This is a genomic window from Glutamicibacter sp. St.4D3, from assembly GCF_059728615.1.
This window is the reverse complement of record NZ_AP039380.1, coordinates 1782155-1794789: the sequence shown is the minus strand read 5'-3', so window position 1 is coordinate 1794789 and position 12635 is coordinate 1782155. Positions and strand designations below refer to the sequence as shown.

Sequence of the window (12635 nt, the reverse complement as noted above, 5' to 3'; positions counted from 1 at the left end):
ACTGGGTGTGGGAATTAGCTGGTGGCGGTCTTCTTGTTGGCGGCCACGGCGGCGGCGACGGCTACACCGGCCACAACAAGGAACATCAGGAACTTGCGTCCCTTGGAGCCCTTCTTCTGGGTGTTCAAGGCCTTCTGCGCGCGGTTCACGGCATCCTCGACGGAGCTGCGGGTGCGCTTGGCGGCCTTGGAGTTCCCGGTCACGTTGCTGACCAGATTGGCGCCTGCGTCGCTGATGGCCCCAGCATCAACACCGGCAATGGCCTTGCTCCAGCTTTCCTTCAGTTCCTGGGGGATTTCAGTCTTCGCGTTCTTGGCGAGCTTCTTCAGCGACTTCTCGACTTCTTTGAAGCTCTTCTTGGTCTTGGACATACGTTCCCTCTTTCCTTTGGATTCCCCAGCGCTTCCATGATGGGGACACCACGAAAGCTACTGATTACACCCTAGCCAGCGCGTTGTTCCGACTCAAGGCAACACCGGCTCATTATGGAAAACTCCCAGTAATCCCGCTGTGGGCGAACACCGGGGGAAGACCAAGGCCGGTGTGCCATGGGCCAGATCGGCAGGCGCGAAAGCTCAGGCGCCGGTGAGTTGACGAACCCGGATGCGCACGCTGCTGAGCAGGCAAATCAGCAGCAGCGCGGTGCCGATGGTGGCGCAGATCGCGACCGGGGCGGAGGCCCGCGGACCGTCATAGGCGGCCACGGCAATCCACAGGGCCATCCAGGCGGCGCCGAGGTTCACATAGATCCCCATGGGGTTAAAGAACGTCATCGCGCTGACCGCCAGGCAGGTGAGCAGTACCAGCAGCGCGGTGGCCGCATGCACTGGCCGGGCCAGGGCCTCGACACCGAGCGTGGGAACCCAGGCGGTGAAATTCGTCAGGACCATCACCAGCGTCGTGCCGAAGAACAGTCCCATCGTGGCCCGGGTAATCCACCGATCCGCCGAGGTGTAGAGCACCTTGCGGCTGATCCGGCGCAGGATCAGGAACAGATCGGCCAGCAGCAGCAGCCCGATCGCCAGCGCCGCGCCGAGCTGCCGCGCATCCAGCAGCTGCAGCCACAACCCGGCCAGCAGGGCCGCTGCGGCGACCAGGAAGCGGATCCGGTAGTGCAGCAGGGCCTGGCGCTGAGGCTCCCGGCACTGGTACAGGGCATACAGTCCGAGCCCCAGCAGCAGCGGAACCCAGATCCAGTCCGCCGACGCGGCAGGGGCGCCATGCTGGGCATAGAGCACGCCGACGCCGTGCGGGCCGAGCTGGGTGGCAAAGGCCAGCCCGTGGGCCAGCAGCGCCCAGAGGGCACCGGCGAAAACCAGCGCTGCGCAGCCCAGGGCCAGGGTCGTGGAAACCTGTGGGGTGCTGGTGCTCAAGACGTTCCTGTCCTCAATAGATCCTGCCTAGTGAGCTGATGGTTGTCACAACATACCACCGCAGCGTGGGCGCGGGGCCGAAACACGGCGTGCCGCTGACGGATTGGCGGCAAACGGCTAGTGTTGATCAAGTGAACGAAGAACTCTCCGAGGGCGCCCACTGGGTCCGCGAAGCCATTGCGCTGCTTGACGCCGACGCCAACCGCAGCGCCGACACCCACCTGCACGTCTTCCCGCTGCCCGCCCAGTGGGGCATCGACCTGTACCTGAAGGACGAATCGGTGCACCCCACGGGTTCGCTGAAGCACCGCCTGGCCCGTTCGCTGATCCTCTACGGCTTGGTCAACGGCCACATCGGGAAGGACACCACCCTGGTGGAGGCCTCCAGCGGGTCCACCGCGGTCTCCGAGGCCTACTTCGCCCGCATGCTGGGGCTGCCGTTCATAGCCGTGGTGCCGCACGGAACCAGCAGTGAGAAGGTGGAGCTGATTGAGTTCTACGGCGGGCACTGCCACTTCGTGGATGGGCCGGCGGCCGTCTACCAGTCGGCCCGTGAGCTGGCCGCGGAGAGCAACGGGTACTACCTGGACCAGTTCTCCTACGCCGAACGGGCCACCGACTGGCGGGGCAACAACAACATCGCCGAATCGGTGTTCTCCCAGATGTCCGCCGAACGCCACCCGATTCCCTCCTGGATCGTGATCAGCGCCGGCACCGGCGGCACCAGCGCCACCTTCGGGCGTTATGTGCGTTATCGGCGTCACGCGACGAAGGTCGCCGTCGCCGACCCGGAGAACTCGGCCTTCTATGAGGGCTGGCGGCGCCGGGACATGAACTACGCCACCGGCATTGGCTCACGCATCGAGGGCATCGGGCGTCCGGTGGTCGAACCGTCCTTCGTGCCCGGGGTGATCGACCAGATGCTGCAGGTTCCCGACGCCGGGTCCATCGCCGCCATGCGCCTGTTGCGGGCCAAGACCCGGCACTGGGCCGGGGCCTCCACCGGCACGAACCTGTACGCCGCCTTCGAGGTGATCGCCCGGATGCTGCGCAATGGCGAGCAGGGCAGCGTGGTGACGCTGATCTGCGACAGGGGCGAGCGCTACCAGAACACCTACTACGATGACGCGTGGCTGCAGGCCAATGACCTGCAGCCACGACACCAGACCGCGGTGCTGGAGCACTTTTTGCAGACCGGGCAGTGGGATCCGGGCCAGTAGCCCGCTCCGCCGGTCGGGGCGCCGCTACGTCGAAGGGCGCAGGGTGGGCATCAGGCCCAGGGTCTTCTTGCGCTGGTGGACCGAGAAGTAGCGTAGTCCCGCATCCGCGGCCACGAAGCGGCGCCGCGACCGGGCCGGCAGGTAGAGCACGTCGCCCACCGCCAGCGGCACGCTGCCGGTTTCGGTGTACAGCATCCCGGAGCCGGAAAACACGTGGATCAGCACGTCCAGGTCCGGGCCCCGGTGTTCGCCGATCTGCTCCCCGGGGCCCAGCGCGATGATGTTCCCATCCAGATCCCGTTGTTCGGGCTCCAGCTTCCAGATCGCCCCGCTGCCCTGGGCCGCCGCGGCCAGCCCGGTGGTGTTGGCCAGCACCCGGGGCAGCGGCGTGGAGGCCAGCCGGGTGAGCAGCACCCGCCACTGTCCGGAATCCAGGGCCCGGGCCTGCCAGTCAAAGGCGCCGGGCTGGTCCCGCTCGAACTCGCGGCGCAGGTTCTGCGGTTCATGATCGGCCAGCAGCACCAGCTGTTCACCGGTCTGCAACCGGGCGAAAAGCTCGAAAATCCGGGCGTGGCGCTGCGGCTTGGGGATCTGGCGCACATCGATGGTCTGCGGGTCTTTAGGGGACAAGACTTCCTCTATCTCACGGCCTGGGGTGTGCCGGCTGGGTCTGCCGGCTCTTGCCACAGCTTAGCCCCGCGACCTTTGGGAACCGGTTCTTCGCCGGGAGTGCCTAGACTGAAGGGCAGTGGGCGGGTCCGCCGGGCCCGCACCGTGACCAGCATCGTGGGAAGGAAGCACGCATCATGACAGCACCCCAGCCAGGTTCCAGCGCCGCAGCGCACGCACAGACCCTGCAGGACTTCCAGCACAACCTGGCCTCGGTGCGCGAACGCATCGCCGAAGCCGAACGCGCCGCCGGACGCGAGCCGGGCTCGGTGCGCCTGCTGCCGGTGTCCAAGACCGTGCCGGAGGAACGCCTGCGCATCGCGATCGGCGCCGGCATGGACTACCTGGGGGAGAACAAGGTGCAGGAGGCCGCGCGCAAGGCGGAGAACCTGGCGGACATCCCGAACCTGAAGTTCTCGGTCATTGGGCACCTGCAAACCAACAAGGCCAAGTACGTGGCCCGCTTCGCCCACGAATTCCAGGCGCTGGACAACCTGCGCCAGGCCACCGCCCTGCAGCGGCGGCTGGAACTGGAGGACCGGACGCTGGATGTGTTCGTCCAGGTGAACACGTCCGCCGAGGAATCCAAGTTCGGACTGGCGCCCGAGGACACCGCGCCTTTCCTCACCCAGCTGCCGGCCTTTGACCGGCTGCGGGTGCGCGGGCTGATGACCCTGGCGATCTTCTCCAGCGACACCGAACGGGTGCGCGCCTGCTTCGTGCGCCTGCGCGAACTGCGTGAGCGGCTGCGCCAGCAGGCCCCGGACACGGTGGGCCTGGATGAACTGTCCATGGGGATGAGCGGGGACTTTGAACTGGCCATCGCCGAGGGCGCGAGCGTGGTGCGGGTCGGCCAGGCGATCTTCGGGGCCCGCGCCCTGCCCGACAGCCACTACTGGCCCGGCTTCGCCGGCTAGCCGCCACCCCCGATCCGACCTAAGAGTTCCACCGGTGACATGCGGCCTTATGCACACGGGGGTGTGAGATTTGTGGCCAAACGTGGCACCTGGGCGCAATGCGTCGTAGGCTCAGCAGTGAGGCAAACGGTGGAAATCGTCCGCCGGCGAAAATGAGGAGGCACTATGCCTACGGTCGCGCAAAACATCATTAGCCAGCTCGAAGTCCAGGGCGTGAAGCGGATGTACGGGATCCCCGGCGATTCGCTCAACGGCCTGACCGACGCGTTGCGGGAAAACGGGCGCATCGAATGGGTGCACACCCGCCATGAGGAGGCCGCCGCGTTCGCCGCCGCCGCCGAAGCCGAGATCACCGGGGAGCTGGCCGTCTGCGTCGGCTCCTGCGGGCCGGGCAACCTGCACCTGATCAACGGGCTGTACGACGCCAACCGCTCCCGCGTGCCGGTACTGGCCATCGCCGCCCACATCCCCACCGAGGAAATCGGCTCCAACTACTTCCAGGAAACCCACCCCACCGACGTGTTCCGCGAATGCTCGGTGTACGTCGAGCAGGTCTCCGACGCCTCGCAGATGCCACGCATCATGAACATCGCGATGCGCGAGGCCATTGAAAAGCGCGGGGTGGCGGTCCTGGTGATCGCCGGGGACGTGGCCCTGCAGGACATGCCGCGCATCACCCCGCGCAAGATCGCCAAGACCGAACCACGGGTGCTGCCCAGCGAGGCGGAAATCGAACGCGCCGCCCAGGTGCTTGGCGGCTCCAAGAAGGTCACCATCCTGGCCGGTGCCGGCAGCGCCGGAGCCCACGCCGAGGTGATGGAGCTGGCCGACAAGCTCGCCGCCCCGGTGGTGCACGCGCTGCGCGGCAAGGACCACATCTCCTACGACAACCCGTTCGACGTGGGCCTGACCGGGCTGATCGGCTTCGCCTCGGGCTACCGCGCCATCGAGGACTGCGACGTGCTGCTGATGCTGGGCACCGACTTCCCGTACCAGCAGTTCCTCCGCGAGGAGGCCACCACCATCCAGGTGGACCTGCGCGGTGAACAGATCGGGCGGCGCACCAAGGTGGACATCCCCCTGGTGGGCACCGTGAAGGACACCGCCCGGGCCCTGTCCGAGGTGCTGCCGCGCTCCAAGCACCGCAAGCACCTGGACGAGTCGACCAAGCACTTCGCCAAGACCCGCGAAAAGCTGGACGAGCTGGCCACCCCCTCCAAGCGCGGGGACGCGATCCACCCGCAGTACCTGGCCCGCCTGGTCGACCAGGCGGCCAGCGAGGACGCGGTGTTCACCGCGGACGTCGGCTCACCGACCGTGTGGGCGGCGCGCTACCTGAGCATGAACGGCAAGCGCCGGCTGCTGGGCTCCTTCAACCACGGGTCGATGGCCAACGCGCTCTCGCACGCTATCGGCGCGCAGGCCGTGGACCGCAAGCGCCAGTCCATCGCGCTGGCCGGTGACGGCGGGCTGACGATGCTGCTCGGTGAGCTTTTGACCGTGAAACAGAACGGGCTGAACGTGAAGACCGTGGTGTTCAACAACTCCTCGCTGAACTTCGTGGAGCTGGAGATGAAAGCCGCCGGCTACCTCACCTACGGCACCACGCTGGAGAACCCGGACTTCGCCGCCGTGGCCGAGGCCATGGGCATCAAGGGCATCCGGGTCACCGACTCGGCGGACCTGCCCGACGCGGTGGAGCAGATGTTCGCCCACGACGGACCGGTGGTGCTCGATGTGCTCACCGACCGCCAGGAGCTGAGCATGCCGCCGACCATCAAGTTCGAACAGGCCAAGGGCTTTGCCCTGTTCGCGATCAAGACCGTGATGTCCGGTCGCGGCGACGAACTGCTGGATCTGGCCAAGACGAACTGGCGCCGAATGTTCTAGGACACCGCCGATGACCCGCACCAGTCCCCGGTAGCCCCAACCCACCGCCATGACCGAGCACCAGCTGCCGCAGACCAGTACGCCACTGGACGTGCTGGTCTGCGGCGCGGGAATCGCCGGCAGTGCGGTGGCCGGGCTGCTGCAGCGCAGCGGGCACCGGGTCACCCTGATTGAACGCGCCGGCGCCCACGCCCCGGCGGGATACATGCTCGCCCTCTTCCCGCTGGCCGAGGACCTCTTCCACGCCCTGGGGCTCACCGAAGCCTACCGGCGGCACAGCATCGAGCTGGCCAACTACCGGCTCTACGACCGGCACGGCGCACTGCTGCGCGAGGACCGGCTGGGCGAGCTGATGGGCGCCGCCGGCAGCTACCGCGGCATCGGCCGCGCCGGGCTGCTGCAGCTGCTGCGCTCCGCGGCGGTCCCGGCCTCCTACAACACGATCCTCACCGACCTGCAGGTCCAGGGGGAGCAGGCCTCGGTGACGCTGCAGAACCCCGAACGGCAATGGACCCAACGCTTTGACCTGGCGATCGTTGCCGAAGGCATGAACTCCTCCACCCGAACCCTGCTGCGGGTACCCACCCAACGGCTGAACACCGGCTGGGGCGGCTGGGTGGTGTGGGAGGAAACCGAAGGCCGGCGCAGCGTTGAGCCCGGCGGGGCAGCTGAACCCGCATCGCCAGCCACCGGCAGTGAACTGTGGGGCAACGGCTACTTCATGGGCGCCTACCCGGTTCCCGGCGCCACCGGCTTCTTCCTGGGCGGGCCCAGCGCCCTGTGCCAGGCCGGGCCGGCCGGCTTCCTGGACACCGTCTACCGCGGCACCGGGGCCATCCCGCAGGAATTTCGCACCGTCGGGGACACGCTGATGTCCCAGCAGCACCCCTACTACTGGAACCTGGAGGATGTGCGGGCCAGCCGGTGGGTCAGCGGGCCGGTGGTGCTGCTCGGGGACGCGGCCGCCGGCTTCCTGCCCACCGCCGGGATCGGGGCCGGGATGGCCCTGGATTCGGCCTGGCTGCTGGCCGGCGCCCTGGCCGAACACGGCCGCTACCCGCTGCCGCAGCTGCTCGCGGGCTACCTGAAGGCCGCAAGGCCCCGCGTGCTGGCCGCCCAGGACAACTCGCGCCGGCTGGCCCGGCTGATGTTCCGGCGCAGCGCCGCCTGGGCCGCCGTGCGCGACGCGCTCACCCGGCGGGCCAGTGTCGCCGCCGTGTTGGGCCCGATCCGCAGCATCATCGACACCCGCCCGGACATCGGCGGGCTACTGCGTCAAATGTGAAGCCCACGCCCGTAGGAGCCTATGCTTAAGCAGGACCGTGCCCGCCGGGGCACCACGTTTTGCGGACGTTCAGATCGACTACGTTGAAGAAGAGGCCTGTACGCTTTCATGACATCGCAACCAGCTGCGGCGCACGCCGCGACCATCGAGGATTTCACCCACAACCTGCAGGCGGTTCACCAGCGCATCGCCGCGGCGGCCACCGCGGCCGGCCGGGACCCGAAGGACGTACGGCTGCTGCCGGTAACCAAGACCATCCCCTCCCAGCGGTTGCGCCTGGCCATCGCCGCCGGCGTTGACACGCTGGGGGAGAACAAGGTGCAGGAGGCCCTGGCCAAGAGCGAGGAGCTGGCGGACCTGACCCACCTGCGCTATGCCATCATCGGGCCCCTGCAGCGCAACAAGGCCAAGTTCGTGGCCCGTTTTGCCCACGAGTTCCACGCCCTGGACTCGCTGCGCCTGGCCGAGATCCTGCAGCGCCAATTGGAGGCCGCCGAGCGGACCCTGGAGGTCTACATCCAGGTCAACACGTCCGGCGAGGACACCAAATCCGGGATCCAGGCCGACGAGGCCGCCGAACTGGCCGCCGCGCTACAGCCCCTGGACCGCCTGGAACTGCGCGGGCTGATGACCATGGCGGCCCACTCCACCGACCAGGCGATAGTGCGGGCCAGTTTCCGGCGACTGCGCGAGTGCGCCGAGTCGGTGCGCGATGCCGCACCCAACCCGGAACGCTTCACACAGCTGTCCATGGGCATGAGCGGGGACTTCGAGCTGGCCATCGCCGAAGGCGCCACCGTGGTGCGCGTAGGCCAGGGAATCTTCGGCGCCCGCCACTATCCGGACCGGCCCGCGCAGTGAGCGGGCTGGAACTGGACCGACGCCCGGTCAAGACCGTGGTGATCGGATCCCAGCTGGCCTACGGCGCGGTGGGAAACAACACCGTGGCCCGGATGATCGAGGCGGCCGGGCACCGCTGCGTGCAGGTGCCCACCGTGGTGCTCAGCAACCTGCCGCACTACCCGAGCCTGGCCGGGGGCCCGGTGCCCGAGACCTGGCTGACCGGGTTCCTTGACGATCTGCTGGCCCGCCAGGTGCTCGATGACACCCAGTACGTGTTCGTCGGCTACCTGGGTGAGGCCCGGCAGGCCGAGATCATCGCCGCCTGGTATCTCCGGGCCCGTGAGCGCTACCCGCAGCTAAAGCTGATCCTGGACCCGGCCATGGGTGATGACGATGTGGGGCTCTACACCCACCAGGACGTTGCCGACGGCTACCGGGAGCACCTGCTGCCGATCGCCTGGCTGAGCACCCCGAACCGCTTTGAGCTGGCGCTGTTCAGCGGGGAGCCGATCTACGACGAGCAGGACGCGGCGAACGCCTGCCTGGACTTGATGGAGGCCGGCTGCCGCTACGTGGTGCTCACCTCCGCGCCCACCGATGATCCGTCCCTCATCGGGTGCCTGATCGCCCTGGACGAGGAGCATTTCGAGCAGGTAGACACCGCCAGGGTCACCAGCACCGCCAAGGGCGCGGGAGACTGCTTCGCCGGGCTGATGATCGGTGAACTGCTGCGCGGCAGCGAGCTGCTGCCGGCAGTGGAACAGGCGGTGCTGGGAACCTCGAGCGCGCTCTCCGGCAACCATCCGCTGTTCTAGAGGTCGCGCGGGCTGGGGACACTTGTCCCGAGCCCCGCGGCCTTCCGCATGCCCGCACACTCTCGTGCACTGGTATCAGTCTGTGTCAGGCAAGGGAGGTTGGCTCCGATCAGTCCGTGGCGGGCGGTCTGCGGCGGCGGAAACGGGTGCGGAAAAGTTTCCCACATTCGGCGATATCGAAGCCTAAACGTCGGTGCCGGGGATGACACTAGGGATAGGTCCGGCAGCCGTCGCCCGGCACTAGATAGTGTGTCCGCCGCAGGCTCGCCCAACACGCCGAAAGGAGGCTCACACAAAGAATTTTTAACGCACATCGAGCCGTCCACCGGCTGTGGACAAGATGGGGTCGACCCCGAGAAATCGCGGTTTAAACCGGGCCTCTTATCCACAAGACGTGTGGACTTGACAATGGCCGAATGACATACTTGTAATACATCATGTTGTGGCTGCTTGCACGGGCCAACACAAGATGTAGTATTGAACCCGATGGCGCGTTAGGCGCCGGAAACACCTCGATATCACGGTTTCGGGGCATTTGAGAGGCGGCCGCGTGACGAACCCTTGAAGGGTGTCGCAGAGCCAAAAAGGGACTTTCCAAAGGGGAACAGGGACATGACCGTCACGGTATACACCAAGCCATCCTGCGTGCAGTGCAACGCCACTTATCGAGCCCTGGATAAGAAGGGCATCGTGTACAACAAGGTCGACATCTCCCAGGACGCCGCGGCGCTGGAGCGTGTGCGCAACCTGGGCTACATGCAGGCCCCTGTCGTCATCACCGACAACGACCACTGGTCCGGCTTCCGCCCGGACAAGATCGAGACTCTGGCCCAGGCAAACTAGGCTCAGCCACTCGAAACAACCACGGGTTTTACTCGTCTCAACTAGTAAGCGGAGGCGATCGACTTGCCACCATCAGCGCTGGCCGAGAATCAGCAGTTGGATGAGGCTAGCCACGCCGTGCAGTACACCGACCAGAAGTTGATTTACTTCTCTTCTGCGTCGGAGTACACGCACCGGTTTGTGCAAAAACTGAATATCGGTTCGGCGCGCATCCCCTTGTTTGCGCGCGAACCAGAGCTCATTGCCACCAAGCCCTACGTTCTGGTGATTCCCACTTATGGGGGAGAGAACGGAAAACGGGCAGTTCTACCGCAAATTCTGAATTTCTTGAGGAATGAACAGAACCGCCGGCTTCTTCAGGGAGTCATCGGCTCGGGCAACACCAACTTCGGCACCACATATTGTCTGGCGGCTAAACGCGTCGCAGCCAAATGCCAGGTGCCGGTTCTATACACATTTGAATTGATGGGGACATCGGAAGACGTCCACAAAGTCAAAGAAGGGCTTGATACCTTTTGGACACTAAAGTCTCAGAAGCGGACCTGATGAAGGATGCCAAGGAGCTTCCTGCGAACCTGCAGGGACTGAGCTACAACGACCTGAACGCCATGCTGAACCTCTACGGTCCCGATGGCAAGATCCAGTTCGAGGTCGACCGTTACGCGGCGCGCCAGTACTTCCTGGACCACGTCAACAACAACACCGTCTTCTTCCACGACCTGGATGAGAAGCTCGAATACCTGGTGAAGAACGATTACTACGAGCGGGAAACCCTCGACCAGTATTCGATGAACTTCATCCGCGGTCTCTACAAGCGCGCCTACAACCACAAGTTCCGCTTCCAGACCTTCCTGGGCGCTTTCAAGTTCTACACCTCCTACACGCTGAAGACCTTTGACGGCAAGCGTTACCTGGAACGCTACGAAGACCGCGTGTGCATGGTGGCCCTGCACCTGGCCCGCGGAGATGAGCAGCTGGCCGAAAAGCTGGTCGATGAGATCATCTCCGGCCGTTTCCAGCCGGCAACCCCCACCTTCCTGAACGCCGGCAAGGCGCAACGCGGCGAACTGGTCTCCTGCTTCCTGCTGCGCATTGAAGACAACATGGAGTCCATCGCCCGCGCGGTGAACTCTTCGCTGCAGCTGTCCAAGCGCGGCGGCGGTGTCGCCCTGGCGCTGACCAACCTGCGTGAGTACGGGGCCCCGATCAAGCAGATCGAGAACCAGTCCTCCGGCGTCATTCCAGTCATGAAGCTGCTGGAAGACTCCTTCTCCTACGCCAACCAGCTCGGTGCCCGCCAGGGTGCCGGTGCCGTCTACCTGAACGCGCACCACCCGGACATCCTGCGCTTCCTGGACACCAAGCGCGAGAACGCGGACGAGAAGATCCGCATCAAGACCCTCTCGCTCGGCGTGGTCGTTCCGGACATCACCTTTGAGCTGGCACGCAAGAACGAGGACATGTACCTGTTCAGCCCCTACGACGTGCAGCGCGTCTACGGGGTGCCGTTCAGCGAAATCTCGGTGACCGAGAAGTACTACGAGATGATTGATGACTCGCGCATCAAGAAGACGAAGATCAACGCCCGCGACTTCTTCACCACCATCGCCGAGATCCAGTTCGAATCCGGGTACCCGTACCTGATGTTCGAAGACACCGTGAACCGGGCCAACCCGATCGCCGGACGGATTACCATGTCCAACCTGTGCTCGGAAATCCTGCAGGTCTCCTCGCCGTCGGAATACAACGATGACCTGAGCTACGCCCGTGTCGGCAAGGACATCTCCTGCAACCTGGGCTCGATGAACATCGCCAAGGCCATGGACGGCAAGGACTTGGCCGGCTCGGTGGACATCGCCATCCGTGCGTTGACCGCGGTCTCGGACATGTCCGACATCAACTCGGTTCCCTCCATTGCCGACGGCAACTCGCGTTCTCACGCCATCGGCCTGGGACAGATGAACCTGCACGGCTACCTGGCCCGTGAGCACGTGCACTACGGTTCCGAAGAAGGCTTGGACTTCACCAACATCTACTTCTACACCGTGGTGTTCCACGCCCTGAGCGCCTCGAACAAAATCGCGATCGAGCGCGGCGAGACCTTCGACGGCTTCGAGGACTCGAAGTACGCCTCGGGAGAGTTCTTCGACAAGTACACCGACCAGGTGTGGGAGCCGGCTACCGAGCGTGTTCGTGAACTGTTCGCCGACATCCAGATCCCTACCCAGGAAGACTGGAAGAAGCTGAAGGCCTCCATCATGGAGCACGGCATCTACAACCAGAACCTGCAGGCGATCCCGCCGACCGGTTCGATCTCCTACATCAATAACTCGACTTCCTCCATCCACCCGGTGGCCTCGAAGATCGAGATCCGCAAGGAAGGCAAGATCGGCCGCGTCTACTACCCGGCGCCGTTCATGAACAACGAGAACCTGGAGTACTACCAGGACGCGTACGAGATCGGCTACGAGAAGATCATCGACACCTACGCCGCTGCCACCCAGCACGTGGACCAGGGCCTGTCGCTGACCCTGTTCTTCAAGGACACGATCACCACCCGCGACATCAACAAGGCCCAGATCTACGCATGGCGCAAGGGCATCAAGACCCTGTACTACATCCGCCTGCGCCAGCTGGCCCTGGAAGGCACCGAGGTCGACAACTGCGTCTCGTGCATGCTCTAACCTGAGCTGGCCCGACTCGCACCGCGAGGGGCACAACAAACGAGGCATCTGAAGACCGCAATGTTTTCAGATGCCTCGTTTGCTTCCAGACAGTAC

12 protein-coding genes are annotated in these 12635 nt (G+C 65.2%); 9 read left to right on the top strand and 3 right to left on the bottom strand.

Going from position 1 to position 12635, the window contains the following annotated elements; translation table 11 throughout:
* Positions 1–14 precede the first annotated feature (14 nt).
* Complete coding sequence (locus tag AC6I21_RS08240) at positions 15–371, bottom strand: hypothetical protein (protein ID WP_054820735.1); 357 nt, start codon at positions 369–371, stop codon at positions 15–17.
* Positions 372–575: 204 nt separating this feature from the next.
* On the bottom strand, positions 576–1373 hold the full coding sequence (locus AC6I21_RS08235; RefSeq protein ID WP_497762160.1) for a TspO-related membrane protein: 798 nt from the start codon (positions 1371–1373) through the stop codon (positions 576–578).
* Between the two features lie 131 nt (positions 1374–1504).
* Here AC6I21_RS08235 and AC6I21_RS08230 point away from each other — a divergent pair, with 131 nt between their 5' ends.
* Positions 1505–2593 (top strand): PLP-dependent cysteine synthase family protein, encoded by a 1089-nt coding sequence (locus AC6I21_RS08230; RefSeq protein WP_497762159.1) that lies wholly within the window; start codon positions 1505–1507, stop codon positions 2591–2593.
* Positions 2594–2617: 24 nt separating this feature from the next.
* Here the strand turns inward: AC6I21_RS08230 and AC6I21_RS08225 are convergent, their stop codons facing one another.
* Entirely contained in the window at positions 2618–3223 is a 606-nt protein-coding gene (locus AC6I21_RS08225; protein ID WP_497762158.1) for a DUF2249 domain-containing protein, read from the bottom strand.
* Between the two features lie 176 nt (positions 3224–3399).
* On the opposite strand from AC6I21_RS08225, the gene AC6I21_RS08220 reads away from it, so the two are divergent.
* From AC6I21_RS08220 to nrdE, 8 genes are all read left to right on the top strand, one after another.
* Complete coding sequence (locus AC6I21_RS08220; RefSeq protein WP_138926291.1) at positions 3400–4179, top strand: YggS family pyridoxal phosphate-dependent enzyme; 780 nt, start codon at positions 3400–3402, stop codon at positions 4177–4179.
* Positions 4180–4344: 165 nt separating this feature from the next.
* Positions 4345–6069, top strand: coding sequence for a ubiquinone-dependent pyruvate dehydrogenase (gene poxB, locus AC6I21_RS08215; RefSeq protein WP_497762157.1), 1725 nt, complete (start codon positions 4345–4347; stop codon positions 6067–6069).
* Between the two features lie 49 nt (positions 6070–6118).
* The gene (locus tag AC6I21_RS08210) at positions 6119–7354 is read left to right on the top strand and encodes an FAD-dependent oxidoreductase (protein WP_497762156.1); all 1236 of its coding nucleotides are present in this window, start codon (positions 6119–6121) and stop codon (positions 7352–7354) included.
* Between the two features lie 108 nt (positions 7355–7462).
* On the top strand, positions 7463–8215 hold the full coding sequence (locus AC6I21_RS08205; RefSeq protein ID WP_497762155.1) for a YggS family pyridoxal phosphate-dependent enzyme: 753 nt from the start codon (positions 7463–7465) through the stop codon (positions 8213–8215).
* Entirely contained in the window at positions 8212–9012 is an 801-nt protein-coding gene (locus AC6I21_RS08200) for a PfkB family carbohydrate kinase (RefSeq protein ID WP_497762154.1), read from the top strand. The genes AC6I21_RS08205 and AC6I21_RS08200 overlap by 4 nt, the downstream gene beginning before the upstream one ends.
* Before the next feature lie 612 nt (positions 9013–9624).
* On the top strand, positions 9625–9855 hold the full coding sequence (nrdH, locus tag AC6I21_RS08195) for a glutaredoxin-like protein NrdH (RefSeq protein ID WP_054820723.1): 231 nt from the start codon (positions 9625–9627) through the stop codon (positions 9853–9855).
* A 78-nt stretch (positions 9856–9933) separates the two neighbouring features.
* Complete coding sequence (nrdI, locus tag AC6I21_RS08190) at positions 9934–10401, top strand: class Ib ribonucleoside-diphosphate reductase assembly flavoprotein NrdI (protein ID WP_497763410.1); 468 nt, start codon at positions 9934–9936, stop codon at positions 10399–10401.
* A complete protein-coding gene (nrdE, locus tag AC6I21_RS08185) occupies positions 10401–12539 on the top strand; it encodes a class 1b ribonucleoside-diphosphate reductase subunit alpha (protein ID WP_343830492.1) in 2139 nt (712 codons plus the stop codon). The genes nrdI and nrdE overlap by 1 nt, the downstream gene beginning before the upstream one ends.
* The last annotated feature ends 96 nt before the right edge of the window (positions 12540–12635 follow it).

Bases quoted from the DNA above. Each gene is read 5' to 3' on its own strand.
- AC6I21_RS08220 (WP_138926291.1), top strand. From the start codon at position 3,400: ATGACAGCACCCCAGCCAGGTTCCAGCGCCGCAGCGCACGCACAGACC.
- poxB (WP_497762157.1), top strand. From the start codon at position 4,345: ATGCCTACGGTCGCGCAAAACATCATTAGCCAGCTCGAAGTCCAGGGC.
- nrdH (WP_054820723.1), top strand. From the start codon at position 9,625: ATGACCGTCACGGTATACACCAAGCCATCCTGCGTGCAGTGCAACGCC.
- nrdE (WP_343830492.1), top strand. From the start codon at position 10,401: ATGAAGGATGCCAAGGAGCTTCCTGCGAACCTGCAGGGACTGAGCTAC.
- AC6I21_RS08240 (WP_054820735.1), bottom strand. From the start codon at position 371: ATGTCCAAGACCAAGAAGAGCTTCAAAGAAGTCGAGAAGTCGCTGAAG.
- AC6I21_RS08210 (WP_497762156.1), top strand. From the start codon at position 6,119: ATGACCGAGCACCAGCTGCCGCAGACCAGTACGCCACTGGACGTGCTG.
- AC6I21_RS08205 (WP_497762155.1), top strand. From the start codon at position 7,463: ATGACATCGCAACCAGCTGCGGCGCACGCCGCGACCATCGAGGATTTC.